Annotated in this window: 13 protein-coding genes and 1 tRNA gene; 6 read left to right on the forward strand and 8 right to left on the reverse strand. The window is 52.7% G+C overall.

From position 1 onward, the window contains the following. Positions 1-17: 17 nt before the first annotated feature. The 4 genes from SH248x_RS03410 to SH248x_RS03425 all read right to left on the reverse strand — a co-directional run bounded on the left by SH248x_RS03410 (position 18) and on the right by SH248x_RS03425 (position 7,040). Positions 18-2,102: an ATP-dependent helicase gene (locus SH248x_RS03410; protein WP_459557119.1), complete on the reverse strand. Its 2,085-nt coding sequence runs from the start codon at positions 2,100-2,102 to the stop codon at positions 18-20. A gap of 90 nt (positions 2,103-2,192) precedes the next feature. Beyond that, a complete protein-coding gene (locus SH248x_RS03415) occupies positions 2,193-3,680 on the reverse strand; it encodes an ArnT family glycosyltransferase (RefSeq protein ID WP_459557120.1) in 1,488 nt (495 codons plus the stop codon). Positions 3,681-3,755: 75 nt separating this feature from the next. Further along, complete coding sequence (locus SH248x_RS03420) at positions 3,756-5,888, reverse strand: hypothetical protein (RefSeq protein WP_459557121.1); 2,133 nt, start codon at positions 5,886-5,888, stop codon at positions 3,756-3,758. A gap of 135 nt (positions 5,889-6,023) precedes the next feature. Then, complete coding sequence (locus tag SH248x_RS03425) at positions 6,024-7,040, reverse strand: serine/threonine protein kinase (RefSeq protein ID WP_459557122.1); 1,017 nt, start codon at positions 7,038-7,040, stop codon at positions 6,024-6,026. 204 nt (positions 7,041-7,244) lie between these two features. On the opposite strand from SH248x_RS03425, the gene SH248x_RS03430 reads away from it, so the two are divergent. Continuing rightward, positions 7,245-8,075, forward strand: a complete 831-nt coding sequence (locus SH248x_RS03430; protein WP_459557123.1) for an alpha/beta fold hydrolase — start codon at positions 7,245-7,247, stop codon at positions 8,073-8,075. On the opposite strand, the gene SH248x_RS03435 is transcribed toward SH248x_RS03430, so the two are convergent. From SH248x_RS03435 to metG, 4 genes are all read right to left on the reverse strand, one after another. Next, a complete protein-coding gene (locus SH248x_RS03435; RefSeq protein ID WP_459557124.1) occupies positions 8,072-9,355 on the reverse strand; it encodes an acyltransferase family protein in 1,284 nt (427 codons plus the stop codon). The genes SH248x_RS03430 and SH248x_RS03435 overlap by 4 nt on opposite strands. Before the next feature lie 73 nt (positions 9,356-9,428). Next, on the reverse strand, positions 9,429-9,998 hold the full coding sequence (locus SH248x_RS03440) for a hypothetical protein (protein ID WP_459557125.1): 570 nt from the start codon (positions 9,996-9,998) through the stop codon (positions 9,429-9,431). A gap of 131 nt (positions 9,999-10,129) precedes the next feature. Then, positions 10,130-11,059: a YgfZ/GcvT domain-containing protein gene (ygfZ, locus tag SH248x_RS03445; protein WP_459557126.1), complete on the reverse strand. Its 930-nt coding sequence runs from the start codon at positions 11,057-11,059 to the stop codon at positions 10,130-10,132. A 73-nt stretch (positions 11,060-11,132) separates the two neighbouring features. Next, positions 11,133-13,208 carry a methionine--tRNA ligase gene (gene metG / locus SH248x_RS03450; RefSeq protein WP_459557127.1) on the reverse strand — a complete coding sequence of 692 codons (2,076 nt, stop codon included), beginning with the start codon at positions 13,206-13,208 and terminating at the stop codon, positions 11,133-11,135. Between the two features lie 332 nt (positions 13,209-13,540). Between metG and SH248x_RS03455 the strand changes: the two genes are divergently transcribed. The 5 genes from SH248x_RS03455 (at position 13,541) to SH248x_RS03475 (ending at position 16,806) form a co-directional block, all read left to right on the forward strand. After that, a complete protein-coding gene (locus SH248x_RS03455; protein ID WP_459557128.1) occupies positions 13,541-13,831 on the forward strand; it encodes a YbjQ family protein in 291 nt (96 codons plus the stop codon). A gap of 13 nt (positions 13,832-13,844) precedes the next feature. Next, on the forward strand, positions 13,845-14,165 hold the full coding sequence (locus SH248x_RS03460; protein ID WP_459557129.1) for a YbjQ family protein: 321 nt from the start codon (positions 13,845-13,847) through the stop codon (positions 14,163-14,165). Positions 14,166-14,346: 181 nt separating this feature from the next. Beyond that, positions 14,347-15,249 carry a 4'-phosphopantetheinyl transferase family protein gene (locus tag SH248x_RS03465; RefSeq protein ID WP_459557130.1) on the forward strand — a complete coding sequence of 301 codons (903 nt, stop codon included), beginning with the start codon at positions 14,347-14,349 and terminating at the stop codon, positions 15,247-15,249. Positions 15,250-15,291: 42 nt separating this feature from the next. Then, complete coding sequence (locus tag SH248x_RS03470; protein WP_459557131.1) at positions 15,292-16,512, forward strand: hypothetical protein; 1,221 nt, start codon at positions 15,292-15,294, stop codon at positions 16,510-16,512. A gap of 210 nt (positions 16,513-16,722) precedes the next feature. Further along, a tRNA-Leu gene (locus SH248x_RS03475) sits at positions 16,723-16,806 on the forward strand. Positions 16,807-17,109 lie beyond the last annotated feature (303 nt).

Consider the following 17,109-nt stretch of genomic DNA (forward strand, 5'->3'; position numbering starts at 1 on the left):
CAGTCGCTCCCGGGAAGCTAATCCCATAACGAACGAAGCTTTTTCTGCACATCCGCAGTGCCACTCGTTGTGATTGGTTCGATTGTTTTGCCAGCCATCTCGCTGACGGCTTTTGTCGAGACGGATTCCAATGCTTCCTTCACTGGGCTGCCGAGGAAGCGAGACAGTTGCAAGTGCAACGCCTGTCCGAAGAAGTTGCGAGTCGTCGAATAGACGCGATACGGAAACAGCAGTTCGAGATGGTTTTTCGCCCGGGTCATCGCGACGTACAGCAGGCGACGTTCCTCATCCAGTTCGTCGCCGGTCGAGATTGCCATCTCAGACGGAAGACTGCCGTCGTAGACGTGCATGATGTAAACCGAGTCCCATTCGAGACCCTTGGCGGAATGGATGGTCGAAAGGACGAGACAATCGTCGTCAGAAAACTTCTCGGCTTCGAAATCCTGCGTCGAGCTCGGCGGATCGAGAGCCAGCTCCGTCAGGAAGTCGGTACGGAGTTCGTAACGGGCCGCAAGGCTCGCGAGTTGTTCGAGGTCTTTCTTGCGAGCCGTGACGTTGTCGTATTTCTCTTCGAGCAGCGGCGTGTAGACTTTAATGACGCGTCCAACCTGTTGGGCCACCGAAAGCGTTTCGGCTCGTGTCTGAGAAAGCGTTCGCATCAATAGTACGAAGAGTTGCCAGTCTTCTTCGGTGATCCGCGAGGGACGTGCAAATCCGGTGAGCATCGCCCAGTTGCCGTTGAGTGAAGCAAGCTCATCGAGAAACTGCTCGGCTTTCTTCGGCCCAAATCCGGGAAGCAAGGTCACGACCCGCAACCCCGCGACGCGATCTTTGTAGTTATCTGCCAGTCGCAAATAGGCGACGACATCTTTGATGTGTGCGGCTTCGACGAACTTCAGACCGCCGTATTTGTGAAACGGGATCTGACGTTTGGCCAGTTCGAGTTCCAGACCTGCGCTGTGATAGGCAGCTCGGAAAAGAACCGCCTGTTGCGCGAATGGAACCCCTTCTTCGTGACGCTTCAGGATCGCATCCACGATGTGTTCGACTTCGTCCTGATCGTCTTTGCAGTTGACCAGCAGCGGCTTTTGAGCGGACGCCTTCTTCGACCACAGGTTCTTTTCATAGCGTTGTGCAGAACCTGCAATCACGCGGTTCGAAGCTTCCAGAATCGTCTCGGTACTACGGTAGTTCTGCTCCAGCGGAATGACCTGCGTTCCCGGATAGATCTTCGGGAAATCGAGGATATTCTGAATCTCGGCGGCACGAAATGAGTAGATCGACTGCGCGTCATCCCCAACGACCGTCAGCCCGCGACCGTCAGGACGCAGGAGGCGTATGATCTCTGCCTGCAGGACGTTCGTGTCCTGATACTCATCGACGAGGACACAGTCAAACAGGCTGCGCAGTTTGGCACCTCCCCGTTCATCTTCGAGCAACGCACGCCAGAAGAGCAGCAGATCGTCGTAGTCAAGGACTCCCTGCTCGGCCTTCAGGTCCATGAACTTGTTGAACAACGCCCGAAGACTTTCCTTCTCTTCGGCATGTTCGGGGTAATCCTCTTTGAGAATTTCATCGAGTTTCTTCTGGCAGTTGATCCCCCAACTGTAGATATCCAGACAGGCGGCTTTGCTCGGGAATCGCTTTTTGCCTTTGGCGAGATCGAGCTGCGTTCGCGCCAGCTGCATCAGGTCTTCAGCATCGCCACGGTCGATGATCGTGTACTCAGGCGACAGGCCGATGAGCTGGCCGTATTTGCGTAACAGACGGGATGCGATCGAGTGAAACGTGCCGCCCCAGATCTTTTTGGACGTCGACAGATCGGAGACACGAGTGCGATTCATCCCCGGTTCACTGGCCTGTTGTGACAGAACAATATCGGCCCGCTTAACGAGTTCTGCCGCCGCTCGTCGAGTAAATGTCAGCAAAAGAATTCTGGATGGATCGACATTCTGAGAGATTTGCCACGCGACTCGATAAGCGAGCGTCGTCGTCTTACCTGTCCCAGCCCCGGCGATGATCAGCAGTGGTTCGAACCCATGCGTCGCCGCCAGACCCTGTTGAGGGTTCAATTGCTCCAGGAACGAAACGGATTCAGGCATGAAACGTATCAATCATCCGTGAACTCCAGCATGTCGATCAGGGAATGCTGGAGAATGAGTAGACTCTGTTGGCCGCAATCAGGGCTCGCCTCAGTCAGGCGTCGCTATTACCGACTGGTCGCGTATGACCAACAGATAATCATAGCCGATTTCACCAAGTTCTGCCTGCGTCTGGAAATCGATTTTCGCTCCCGGTGTCCCCACCAGTACTTCGTTCGCAAGATCTTTTTGGACGACATAGCTGTCAATTTTCCCGGTTGTCCACAGATCCTGGATTTCAGACGTTGTGTAAATGCGAAACGCACGCAGGTCGACGACCATGCCTTCGGTGATGATCTGATGCGGCGCAAATCTGAATGTCTGGTACTGCTCCGTCTGACGTACCTGTTCACAGAAGCGAACCAGACGACCGACATCCTTGCGTGAATCTTCCGCGATCGCATAGCCGGTGTAGAGCGTGTAGAAAACGACGGCGAAGACACATGTTGCCGTCACGAGGAGATCCCGTTGTCTGCGAATCGCTATCGTAGCGGCATTTTGCAAATAGATGGTACTCAACGAGCCAATCAGAAGGCACATCGGGCAGATCAGCGGGTAGATTCGATCAAGTCGCTTTGAAGGAATTAGCGATGAAACGAGGAATCCAACGACGAACCAGCACAGCAGCCACATCAAATCCGGACGGTTTCGCAACGCCTCACGGACGTCCTTAATAAACGGCAAAAACAGGATCGATAACGTCCATGGCAGGAACTTGCCAAGCATCTCCTGCAGATAAAAGTAAACGGCTTGAACATTATGAACTGCCGAATCAGAGCCGTTCATTCGCTGGACGTATTCAAAGATAAAAACCCGGCTGTAAACGCCTGCTTCCATCCAGGCTGCTCCGACCATCCAGATGGCGAAGAGGAGATTCGGGACAATCCAGCTCAGCCAGCCTGACCAGACCGGCGAATGAAACCAGCGTCGATCGACGAAGATGGCGTAGACGGCGATTCCGGGCACAAGAAAAACGGCAGCTAACGGCCCTTTGACTAAAAGCGACATCAACAGCCAGAAACCAAACCAGAGCTTTTCGCGTGTCGTCCAGGGCGAGGGCTGTTGAACTTTCTTCAGGATCATCCGTCCCATCAGATATAAAAAGAGACACAACAGCATGTCGGTCCGAACGAGCGTCGCGATGCGAAGTGATAACTGATTAAACCCGATCGCGATCAGCGTGATCAGCCCCGCGAGTTTGCCGTCCATGCTGATGCTGTCTTTCCACATCAATGCCAGCAGCACGGCAGCCGCAATCCAGGAAGGGAGTCGCCATGCCAGGGAGTAATCAGGAACGACATAATAGACAGCAGCTGAAATCCAACTCATTAGCGGAGGCTTGCTCGCGACACCGCCACGAGGATTGTGTTGTACGATCCAGGCATCGTTGTGGACAATGTCGACAACTGTCATCGCCTGTTTGGCCTGATCGTAGTCATCCAGCTGCCAGGGCATATTTCTGACAGCAAACAGGAGCAGCAGAAGCAGTCCCAGACCGACGGCAAGTTGTGTGATGGCTTTCGAGGTGAGCGTTCCCATAGTTCCCGAAAGATAACGCTTGAACAGAGGACTGAACAGGTCACGCCAGCCGATTCACGATTCTCACAGCCGACCTTACGGCTGGATTTTGACCTTCCCGCTGAAAGCAGTCAGCAGAGCTGCGAAATAAGGTGCTGCTTTTGCTGTCAGCGGTGATGTCACAACGATTGATGCAGCGTCTTCTGAGACAATATCAACCATCCATTCCCCACCAGTGAGTATCACCTCGCTGGCAAAGTAACCGGGCGTCTGACGCATCGCGACACTGGCATTTGAACGCCACAAAAGTTCCGGATTTTCTTCCGAGATGACAAACAGACCACGGGCATTTCCGACGAGAGCAAGCTTGCCATAGCGTTTGAGAGCAGAGCATCCGATGCCCTCGTAGATGTAGGACGCAGCGCCGGTCTCGTCCTGCAGCAGGCGACTGGCCCGAGACGCTGCGACATTCGGCTTACGAGTCGGTGCTTCAGGAATGAGTGTCTTGGCAAGTTCTTCCTGACAGACGTGGCCGATCAATTTCAGCATCTCTTCGGTCGGCTTTCGGAAGTAGCCGCCGATCTCCACGAGCGTAAACTCCAGTTCGATCGAATAGGGGAGAACCGTGACGACCAGTCGCGCGAGGTCATGAAGATAGACGGCTAAGAGCGGATCAACCGGATCCAGATCGGGCGGCGTGAACTCGATGTGGTCGCGTCGACTTAATTCTTGTGCGAGTCGACTATGTTCGGGTGGACTGAGACGAGACCACAGGTTCGTTGATCCGAGCAGCGCTGGCAGGTCTTCGATATCCAGTGGCTGAATCGTCAGCAGGAATTCTGCCAGCGAGCGAGTGGCTTCGTATTCCTTCTGATTCGTCTGATTCTGAGTAGCAGGATGAATCGATGTTGCTGTCGTCGCCAGAGACATTTTTATCTGGTAACGCTGTTCGAAGTCTTTTCTCCAGGCGTCAACACGGTCGGGAGTCGCACCATGAATGACTTTTTTCACAGCCTCTTCGAGATGTCGCGCGATCTGCTCGCGTTCGCTGACGGTCAAAAGTTTCGGATTCGTGATGTTCTTGCCGGGAGTCTGGTGAGACGCGAGGCAGCGATACAGGTAAATGCGGTCGTATTCATGTTTGAGGGGCAGACGCCCGATTTGTTCGAGGGCATGCTTCAGGCCATCACGTGAGACGGGGAATTTTCCCATCAGGTTGGTCAGTTCGACGGCATAGCAGAAGTTGGGATCATAAGTTCGCAGATCCCCGCCATACAGCGTCGCGACTTCATAACCAACAACCTGCACGATCTCATGCAGAAGCACCAGCGCCTGCTGGTTGGCATACTGCTTGACGACCTGGGTGGCACCGATACGTCCCAGTTCGGTTGCTCCCCACCAGAGGCCGAATGTGACGGGATTCGTACTGCTGACCATCCGTCCGACAGACAAACCGCGCGACAGGTAACTCAGCAGCGGAGCGGCCTTCTGGTACGCCCCGTAATAACTGACGCCGCGGCGGATGTAATCGTAAATATTGGCGATCGAATAGGTTTTGATGTCCAGTGGCAACTGATCGAACACAAGCAGCAGGTGAAGGCTGGCCCGGCTGATCGCGCGAGCCATCTGTTCAAAGCTCGTATCCAGCAGCGGTGTGCGTGCATCGGGCCGATAAACCTTCGCGATCCGTTGGGCGAGCTCGTACATCTCGTCTCGCAGCACGACGTAATCAAAACGACCATCCTGCGAGTAACTATTGGCAAGAATGCGATTGAAGAGGCGTCTGGATTCGTCTTCGAGAATTTTCTTGACCTGCTCATCTTTTTTCTTGGTCGAATGAGCATCGCGTTGAGAATCGTGATCCGCCAGATCAATCGGTTCAGGGAATTCCTGCCACTCGTAAAACGCGATCCATTCACTGGCAAGTTTTCTTTGTTGACGCTCAATTCGCTCGGCCTGCTTATTGAGCTGGTCAACCATCACTGTTTTGAACGTCTCAAGATCCGACTGACTGGTTGCTCCTTCAAGGGTCGGGACAGAGCGAGCAGGAATGGCATTCGCCTGCAAACGCCACGCATACATGATGCATCCCATGCACACGCTGACCAGCAGCCCGGTCACAGTGTCGACACCGACCTGGACGCCGATGACCACCAGCAACGACAGCAGGCCCACGACGAACAGCACATTCGCTCGCGATTTCCACAGGGCCTGGAGAAAAGTCTTCATGCTTTCAATTGCTTTCGGAGAACCAAGGAACCGGTTTCACTGATTGAATCCGAAATGACAGCCAATTCAACCCCAGATTGACGTTGATCATCCCGTCATGATGTAACCAGCGTCAATTCTATTCGCAGAGCCGAGCTACTTCGATGCCTGAGAGATGAGATAAAGCACGAGCACGACAGCCCCGATCAAACCTCCCAGGAACGCCCAGGAAATATCTTTCGACTTTGCAGACTTCTCGGATTCGCGAATCCGGCTGAGAATGGGCTTTCCGGTTTCAATCGCCCAGGTTTTCGACTTCTTTTTGAGGACTTTCTCAGCCTGTTCCTCGTCCCATTTCATCAGGACTTCTGCAATGCGCCCCTGGACTTCTCGCGCGTTGAGGGGACGCTTTTCCTGGTCTTTTTCGAGCATTTGAAGGACGACCGCCTCCAGCTCGCGCGGACAGTTGGGCGTAAAGACTCGCACGGAAGGAGGCGTCGCGTGAAGGTGACTGTCAAAAATCTGCGCGAAGTTCGAACCTTCAAAGGGTGGCCGGCCCGCGAGTAGTCGAAACATCAGACAGCCAAGGGCATACAGATCGGTCTTATTAGAGATCGTCCGCTCGCCACGAATCTGTTCAGGAGCCATGTAAAGATAGGTCCCGACCGTCAGCCCGGTTGCTGTCAGTTCTGCAGCGGCTGTCATATCCAGAGCCAGTCCGAAGTCGCCCAGCTTCAGACGATTGTCCTTCGTAAAAAACAGGTTGGCAGGCTTCAGGTCGCGGTGAATAATTCCCAGGTTGTGAGCATGCTGGAGGGCAGAACAAATCTGCCAGCCAATCTCGATGACGTCCTGCCAGGGGAGCCGACCTTCTTTGTTGAGCAAGTCTTTGAGCGACCCGCCATCAACGATCTCCATCGTGTAATAAAGTCGTCCATTGTGTCGTCCGCTGCCGAAATACTGCACGATATTGGGATGACTGAGTCGCTCGAGGACTTCGATTTCCCGCTGGAATCGAGCTGCGATTTCCGGATTCGTCGCGACGCTGGGAATGAGAATCTTCAGCGCAACGTCCTGGCCAGTCTTGGTATTCTTTGCACGATAGACGGTTCCGACCGTCCCTGTTCCAAGTGGCGCGATCAGTTCATAATCATCGATACGTTCTTTGGCCATCGGGTCAGAATCTCGATTGTAGGAACGTCATTGGTGCATTTGTGCATGCACAATCAGATTATTCCAGATTAGCGTACTTCCCTGAAACCGAACAGGAAGTTTTCGCGTTTCCTGTGCGTAGTCATTAAGATCGAAGTCGTCTGTTTCTTTTCAAATCCTGCCCCTGACAATCTGACCTGCGTTCAAACAGGTATTGGTGTTAAGTTGAACGTTCCTGAAAAATATGCCGGTATCAGCTCCTTGCTTGCCCTCTGGAAAGTGCCATTCGGGCCTCTGTTTGTTCAGCAATATGATACGATCTCCGAGGAACGTCTCGATAAGGGCCTGATCGTCATCATGCCAGGGATCGAGGGCAAAGGGGTTCTCAATCGCAGCGTCGCCATGGGACTGCTCGACGCGGGTGTTCCGGAAGCTATCACGATGCACGACTGGACCAGCGGCAAACGCGTCGGGCCTGTCAACCTGCTCCGCACGAAGCGCAACAAGGCTCAGGCACAAGTCCTCGTCGACAGGATCATCAAATATCAGGACGAATACCCCGGCCGCCCGGTCACACTCATCGGCCACTCCGGCGGAGGTGGAATGACTATGATGACGCTGGAACTACTGCCCGCAGGACGCCAAATTCGAACTGCGATCCTATTGGCTCCCGCTGTGTCCCCGGGATACGACTTCGCACCGATCTGGGACAAAGTGTCCCATCACATTCATCACTTCTACTGCGTCACCGACATGTTCTTCCTGGGCATCGGGACGGCGGTCTTCGGCACGATGGACCGCCGATTTACAGTCTCTGCTGGCGCGATCGGATTTCGTCATCGAAATGACAAACTGATTCAACATCCGTTTCGCATGGAAATGTTCAAGTCCTGGAACCTCGCAGGACATTTCGGCTGCACGAACCGTGCGTTCGTCCGCCAGTATCTGGCTCCATTGATTCTGCAAGCGGAAGTGGAATCACCACCTGTCAGCCAGATCGGGCGCAAAGCAGAACTCTCAACGGCTCCGAGTTGCTCGCTGTCATCGTCCAGTTAAGCAGCTCGACGAATCGTGTCTGTGATTTCAACATTCGCAGCTTCGAGTTCGGCCAGCGATGGCATATCGCGACCATACATCAACTTCGCGATCATCCCTCGTCGTACCCAGCGATAGCTCAACGCACAAAAAGTAACGCTCACAGCCATTGCACAAACAGCTTTGAGAATGACTGGCAACGTCACAAAATGCAGCAGCGTCTGCATCCCGCCAATCACCGGATGATGCGCCAGATAGACCCATAAAGACATCTGCGAAAGATACGTCTCACGCGGTGTCAGTTCGCGTTGTGACTTCAACGCCCAGCCAAGCGCGGCAGCAACCGTCAAGACAGCCGTCAGCGGGATCAGCGCTGAACTCGAAACAAAGGAAGCATGATCCATTTCACCCGACGATAGATACTCGTGGCTGCTTGCGTAAGCAGGAACAAACATCGCTAGCGCCAGCGTGCAGAAGACCCAGGGATGCGACAACCGTCGCTGAGAGGTCGTCATCCACCAGCCGACTGCAAAGAAGACCGCATAATAAGCCACATGCGTCACATGCGGCTCAAACCCATGTTTGAATCCCAATGTCATCCGTGGCGACAGATAAAAGAAGCTGATCGCCAGTCCCATGAACGCGATCGTCAGAAGAGTCGATTTCCAGACAGGATGCCGCTGTGAAGGGAACCGTAAAACGCCCTCAACCTCTCGACGACTCTTCCACCATGCGACAATTCGCTGCTGACCAACCATCGCCAGACAAGCCAGCGTCGAGATGATGAAAAGAGCCACCAGATACCACAGGTGCGCAAACCCGAAAAACATCTGCGAATCTGCGTCTGAAAACTTCAACGACTTCAATTTGACCAGTTCGTACCGCCCCGTCGCCACCCAGCCAATCGCCCACAAATACATATCAAACGGCAGGACAAGGACCGTCCCTGCCAGTAACGGCCCGCCCAACCGAAACAGGCGATGTTTCAAAAACTCGATTGGGGTTTTCTTCGACCACAAATGAAATGCTGCGATCCCCGAGAGAACAAAAAACAGCGGCATGATGCTGCACTGAATGAACCAGAAGCTGGCGTTGATCAGCCAGGAGTTCGATGCCTCATGCACCGGCCAAGCCAAGCCGGGAAGTGGAATCGCAATGTAAGCGATTGTCGCATGCAGCCAGACGACCAGCAGCGTCGCGACAATCCGCAACCGCTCCAGTCCCGCCTGACGTCCTGAAGAAGACGCCGCGTTCTGGTCAGTCCGTGACCCGGTGTGAATTCGCGATCCCTGCGCACTCATAGGAGAGTATTTTTGCAGGAATCGAAAAATCGGGGAAGAGAGATCTTCCGGCCTGTCGCATCGCCTCAACTCATCATTTGATGACGACTTTCGTTGTTACCAGAGTCGTCACTGTTTTTCCTGCTGCACCCTGATCGACTGATGATTCCAGCTTCAATGTCTGGCCGGGGACGTCATCGGACTGCCACACTTTGGTACTTGCGTTGATGTCCCCCATCTTGTTCGTGGAACGCGAGACGCGACAGACGAATTTCTGACCATCAATCGTCAATGTCTCGTCCGGATCGGTTTCGCTTTTATATTCCTGGACGGGTTGTTCTTCTTTGGACTCGGCAACTGCTTCGTGCCTGGTCACCATTTTTGTGTAGACCATCTCCTGTGGCGGAGTCGCGACCATTTGCCCATTGAAGGTCATATTGGCGGTGTATTTGAGCGTGACGTCTTTCTCAGTCACTTTGATGAGTTCGTAGGTCAGCTCGGTTTCCGTTTTGAAACCAGGAGCATCGACGCTGCTTTTCTGCGTGACAGAAGTACCAGGTTTGAACTTTGCCCAGTTGGTATAAAGAGGATTCGGAAACTCCTCCGCTTGTAAAGAACCGCTCCAAAATGCCAACCCAGCAGTAATCAAAAGAGCGCGAATCATAGGAGTATCTCCATCTGGTAGGAAATGAGACGTCCGGGAACTAAAGTTGGCTGATTACAACACGCTTTGAGTCGAAGAACGTAGGGATTCCGACTTTGGTTCATCACGTTGTCACGCGATATCTCAAAATCCTAATTCACAATCGCAACGAATTCGCTGGTTCCATCTATTACGACCAGTGAGGTTCCCGGATTCGCGTACGCCACTTTCAGATACCCGAGAGCATGCATCTCCCTCGGCGTTTCTGAAGCAGCAATCGATGTGAGCGTCCCTGCTTCTTTCTGCGTGGCAGGATCAATCAGCGTAATTGGCGATTGAGTCGGCGATCCCTGAATCGTCACGCGTCGCAGAATCTTATTGACGTGGCCCAGCGCATCCAGCCTCGCGATTGGCTCCTGCCCGAGGTAGCAGCCTTTCTTGAAAGAGATGGCAAGTTCCGTGCGATCGACCTCCTGCGGCAGGTTCGCGTCTGAGACGTCCTTTCCAAACAGCGGAAAACCAGCCGCGATTCTGTCTCGCTCAAATTGATCGGCCGTCGAGAGCGTCAGGCCCTGCGATTCCAAGGCTCCCACGACGTTGTTCGCCGCGTCCACTGGAACCACGATCAGATAGCCGGGCTTCTGAAACCAGTCGAGACGCTGAATGAAAACAGGAGTTCCTGCGATCTCCATTAGCGCGTGAGCATAAGGGGCTAACTCCGGAGCTGCTCCAATGCCATGCTCCTGAGTCTGCGGCTCGGAGGAGGCAGTCGTGGCAAAATAACAGCTGACCTGGTCGGTCAGATCAGCGAGTTGAGCGTCTTCTGTGATGATGTAGCGGTCCAGGTGAGTCATTAGCGCCGTCGCCTGATCAGGCACCGTATCCAGATACAGTGCCTCCTCAGTCGCCGCGACGAAGACGTGCCCGAGGACCCGCGCCTTGATGTTCGTGATGAACGCCTCACATCCCTGCCCGGGGATCAACTTCTTGATCTCGTTCGTGCAGAAACCATGCAGAAGCGTCTGGCGGTCTTTACCAGTCAGGGCAATGCGAGTTCGTCGTGGGAGAGGATAAAGCTGCATGGAGTGCGCAATTCGATTCGATCTGAAAAAGACAGGGGGTTCATACCCCCCGCTCGCCTAAGGCTAGAAACATTTAATGTACCCGTTGACCTGGTCGGGCACCGGTGTCTGGTTTCAGCACGAAGACTTCCTTCCCTCCTTCGCCAGCAGCACAGATCATCCCTTCGCTCAAGCCGAATTTCATCTGGCGTGGCTTCAGGTTCGCAACGCAGATCACGAGCTGGCCGACGAGATCTTCCGGTTTGTACGCTGACTTGATGCCTGCGAAGACGTTCTTTCGCACGTCGCCACCCAGGCTCAGCGTCAGTTGAAGCAGCTTGTTGGCCCCTTCGACATGATTGGCTTCCACAACCCGAGCGACCCGCAGATCGACTTTCATGAAGTCTTCAATCGTGCATTCTTCCGCCAGCGGTTCCTTCGACAGTGGCTCCCCACTATCGACCATGAAGATTTGCGTCTCTTCGCTGGGATTCGACGTCGGGGCAGCTGCAGCGGCTGGTTGGGCAGGAATGTTATCTTGTTTCGAGCTTTCGATCATGGCTTCTACCTGTGCGAGTTCGAGGCGTTTCATCATGTGAGAGAAATTGTTGACGGCTGTGCCCGTCAGTGGTTTTTCGACCTGTGACCAAGACGTGATCGGATCCCCCAACAGTTCGGCTGTCTGCTGAGCCAGCTTCGGCAGAACCGGGGAAAGATAAATGACCAACTGACGGAACAGATTGAGAGCCACCGAACAGACGGCGTTCAGCTCTTCTGCCTTGGCAGGATCCTTTTTGAGGGTCCAGGGCTGTTTGTCTTCGACATACTTATTCGCCAGATCCGCCAGCGCCATGATCTCTCTCATCGCAGCGGCAGTATCAGCGGCTTCGTAAAACTGCTTGAGAGCATCGCCCTTCGACTTGAACGTCTCAAACAACCCGCCATCATCTGGATACGTCTGGGCGAGCGTCTGCCCAGCGATAAACTTGGCCGTTCGAGACGCAATGTTGACGACCTTGCCAACCAAATCGGAGTTCACTCGGTCAACGAAGTCCTGAAGGTTCAGATCAAGGTCTTCGTTGCGACCATTCAGGCGAGTTGCGAAATAGTAACGCAGAGCCTGTGGATCGAGGAATTTCGCGTACGTGGACGCATTAATAAACGTCCCCTTTGTCTTCGACATCTTTTCGCCATCGACCTTCAGGAAGCCGTGAATGTGCACCTTCGTCGGCAAGGTGAATCCAGCCGTCTTGAGCATCGCGGGCCAGAAGAGAGTATGGAAATAAGTGATGTCTTTTCCGATGAAGTGGTGGACTTCCGTCTTGTCAGACTTCCACCAGTCATTGATGTTCTCGCCGTGTTTGTCGCACCAGTCTTGAGTTGAGCCGATGTAGCCGATCGGTGCATCAAACCAGACGTACCAGTAGTTCCCTTTTGAATCGGGAATCTCGAAACCGAAATACGGGGCAGGGCGAGATACATCCCATTCTCGCAACGGCTCAGACAGGAAGTGCCCTTTTAGATAATTCGCAACTTCTGTCTGGAGATGGTCGCCTGTCTGAGTCCATGTTTCCAGGAAGTCGTGCAGCTGTTCAATATCGACAAAGAGGTGATCCGCGGTCCGAACTTCCGGGGTCGCGCCCGACAGTGTACTCTTGGGATCAATCAAGTCGGCCGGTGTGTAGGTGCTGCCGCAGTTATCGCAGCTGTCGCCGTACTGATTGGGTGACTTACATTTCGGGCATGTCCCTTTGACGAAACGATCTGCCAGAAACGTGCCGACTTCTGGATCAAACAACTGCGTCACCGGCTTTTCATTGACAAGATTCGCCTTGCGCAGTGATCCCCAGATCTCATGACAGAACTTGCGGGTTGACTCGCTGTTTGTGCTGCCGTAATTATCAAACTGGATGTCAAAGGCAGAAAAGTCCGTCAGGTGAGCCTTCTGCATATCAGCGATGAGTTCCGTTTCCGGACGTTTCTCAGCCCGGGCGCGGATCATGATCGCGGTGCCGTGCGTATCGTCGGCACAGATGAAGATGCAGCGGTTGCCGACCAGTTTCTGGAAGCGGACCCAGATATCGGTCTGGATGTATTCTACCAGGTGACCGATATGGATGTGGCCGTTTGCATAGGGCAGGGCGGCGGTGACAAGAATTTGACGGGACATCGACGGCCTTCAGAGAGTGGATTGTCTCAATGTAGAGTTATGACTACATCAATCGGATTGTACCGATTTGGTTCAGGACTGGAAACCAGACAGCCCGTCGCTGCAAATCACAGCACACGAATGAGTTGTCGCCTGATCATGAATCAGAGAAATTCTGTTGAACCTTCTTTCCATATGTTGCGTTATGTCAACACCATTCCCATGGTCACGATTGCGGAGTGAATCCAATGATTTTAACAACAACACAAGATATCCACGGCCAGCAAATCAAAAGCTATCTTGGCGTAATCACTGGAGCCGCGTCCGTCGGACAGTTAAATGACCGCTAACAGATGAGTTCCTCCCAACAGTCCAATTCAGGTGAAAAGAACTGGTTTTGGCTCGTAATCAGTTCTGTGAAATCATACTTCTCCCAGCAAAGGAAGATTCTCAATTATCGCCTCAAACGCCCATTCTCAGTTCTTCTTGAAGACGCGAAAGTATTTGCAATGGAAGAACTCACCGTACGCGCAGAAGCCATGGGGGGAAATGCCATCATCGCGATTCGAATCGAATATCATACCTGGAATCAGGTGCTGATTGTCAGCAGCACTGTTGTCACAATAAATGAACAAACAGATTGAAAGGTCCCTTCTCATGATCGTCACCACAACCCCCTCCATCGAAGGCCACACTATCCGCGAATACAGAGGCATCGTCACCGGCGAAGCCATCCTCGGGGCCAACATCTTCCGCGATTTCTTCGCCGGCATCACGGACATCATTGGTGGTCGGTCAGGAAGTTATGAAAAGGTTTTGCGGGATGCCCGTGAACGTGCGCTCGTCGAGATCGAACAGCAAGCCGCAGAACGCGGGTGTAATGCGGTTGTCGGGGTGGATATTGATTATGAAGTGGTTGGGCAAAATGGGGCCATGCTGATGGTGTCGGTGAGCGGAACGGCTGTTATTGTTTCTTAAAGCTCGTTTGCACCTGTTGAAGGGAGCTAAAGCACGAACGGCAATGACGTTATCAGTGGCGGATGTTGATAGGATTTTCGAGAATTCCAGGGAATTTGCGGCAGGTGATTGCATCTCGTCGTGAGTGGGGTGACAATCAGGATTTGGCATCCGGACGTAAGGTTCGAGTCCTGAGGTCTCCATGTTTCGACGACAATCGGGGATTCACCTGATTTTCTTTTCGACAATCACCCTGCCAGCAGAGATGTTGAGCGCTGATGATCCTCTGGGGTTGCGCTGGCTAAGTCGGGACGAGCGAGATCGTTTTGAACGCTATAAGATTCCTGAGAAGAAACAGGAATTTTTATCCTCTCGCCTGTATGGTCGAAGCATTCTTGCTCAATGGCTGGATGCTCCCATCGATTCGATTGGCTGTTCTGCGAGTGGTCGCCCCCAAATCTTTGTCCATGGCGACGAGATCTCGGACGCTGTCAGCTTATCGCACTCAAACGGGCTCGGCGTCTATGCGCTGTCCGAATCCGGAATCACTGTGGGTGTTGATTTGGAATACAGTCAGGTCGCGCGTTCCGTCGGTTGGGAACGCACCTTCATGACACACATGGAACTTGAAGAGCTAGAGCACATCCCCCCGGATGTTCGTTCTGAGACAGTTCTTGATTTATGGATGGTCAAAGAATCTGCATACAAGTGCGTTTCCAGGCATGCGTTGCTGTCTGCCAGCGAGATTCGTGTATCTCGACGGTCAGAAAGTTTTGATGGTGAAGACGTTTTTGGCCGCCAGTACCGGGTTGAAATCCCCAGTCTCGACAAAAACTTCCCATCTCGTACTTTCAGTATTCATTCCGAGAAATTTCTCACTTGTCACGAGGGCATTGATTCCAGTGCATTTGAGATGAGTAAGAAGTATCAAAAGCCGTGGTCCGTCGCGGTCTCTTGGGACAATTGCGACGGACGCGACAAATTATGCGTTGGTCTTGATCGGTTTCAGGCAGTGAAAACGTGGTTTCATTCGGAAAATCACGGACTTTTCACATTTGAACCATTACACCTCTCTTCTGATTTTGTACAATTTACTAAGCGCTAAATTACACGCTTAGTCTCTTTATCCATCACGACGAGGAAGCGAATGAGACACCAGGGCCTACTCGCCTTCTTAGCAGTCCTTATCTGCACGGCTTCAGTATTTTTCTATGTCTTCGAAACGAAGATCGGTGGCGACTACGAACTTGTTAAGAAGGAAGGCTTTTTTAAAGCCTGGCAAATCAAGTCCGCAGAAAGTGCGGAAGTCGAAGAACCGGCAGAACCGTTTGCCCAACCTTCCGAGCAATCAAGCACAAATGCCCAGACCTCGACCGACAATGTTCCACTGACATCAACTCCAGAGATCGCGACGTTCGAGCAGCGAACATTGAAGACTCCAGTGGATGGTGTGGCCAACGAGTCTTCGACAGACGATACCCAATCAAATTCGGTTTCTGCGCACTCATTGAAAGTGCCTCTGATTCGCGTGATTCCCAAAGAAAACTGGGAAGTCAAACGAGAGTTCAATCAAGCGGCATCGAGATCCTGCCGTCTCATGCCTGCTGGAACCTTAGTCAGCGAAGGATTTAGTCCGCGGAATGTTCAGAAGACTGTTTTTGAAGGACGCCCGACGGCATTCACCGTTGGTTTGAGGGTCGATCCATTATTCCGCAGTCAACTCCCCTCGATTTCAAAAGGGACGATCGAAGGATATCTGGACGACCATCTTCTGGCGATTCAGCCAGTGGTCACCAAAAATGCGTCCGGCTATGCCTTCACGGGAGAAGTTCGAAGTGCGTTCTTCGACCGCAGTAATCCAACGAGAACCATCGAGCCAGAAGCTATGATCGCAACGGCGGTTCAGGAGTTTCGGGTTCTTGGTGTTTACGATGATTCTAAAGATGGCAATACGACATCGGCCAGAACACTCGTCATGGCATTTCGCTTCCTGAAGCAGGAAAACGAACTGAATCTTGTCATTGGTAAGCCAGTGGAAGCATTCGAACTGCTCATGATTCATCTGCCCAAGGCATCAGTGAGTGACGAGGTAGAAATCGTCACATTCGCGACTGCAGGGAATCGTCAGGACCTTCAATTGCTTGCTGCTGTCGATAAAGAGCGTGCAGCTGATCTTCCCTCTATTCAGGCAAATATTCGATTCGAAGAATTCCGTGCGATGCTTTATCCTGCTAAACCCGTTGTCACCGGAATCCAAAATCGAATTCAGTCTTCGACTCCCATGGCTGACTTGCAGAAAAAGCTGGACCCAACTGCTGGCGTTGAAACAGTAATGTTGTCAGCATTTTTGGATCAGTTCGTCAACTGATTGTTTTCTGCTCTGATGCTCGAAAGTTTCGGCTCTTCACATCAGGAATTGGCTGCATACGCTCGCGAGATGGGAAGCGTTGTGGTAGAATTGCGCACGAGCTTCATGAACGCGTGGACGCTCATTGTCAGACACTTTGAGAGCACATCTGCGGTCGTATGCAATTCGTCCCGCAGCTGATAGTTATTAGAACGTGGTCGAGATCAGACAGCCTTGGTGGTGGAATGGCAGACACAGGGGATTCAAAATCCCCCGCTCGTAAAGGGCATGTGGGTTCGACTCCCACCCAAGGCATTTGCGATTCTCTGGCTCCTGCTTTTTTGATGGTCGTTGCTTTACCATCCCTTTTGCTTCACAACGCTAACAGTCTGGCGTTGCTCATGATATGGCATTAGCAAACTGAAGCACTTGAGCAGATTCTCCGCTTGTTCCTCTTTTCTGGCGATCAAGCGTCTCGGTGTGAGCTGGTAAAATGGGCGCTATGCACCTGATGGTAATACCGAGTTGTTACGGACTGGCCCAATCTGGATGGACAGCCTCACACTCTCAGGAATGGAAGACGATGAAATAGGTGACTTAATGTGATTCATGGAAGGA

The organism is Lacunimicrobium album (assembly GCF_052161635.1).
Taxonomy (GTDB): domain Bacteria; phylum Planctomycetota; class Planctomycetia; order Planctomycetales; family Planctomycetaceae; genus SXPC01.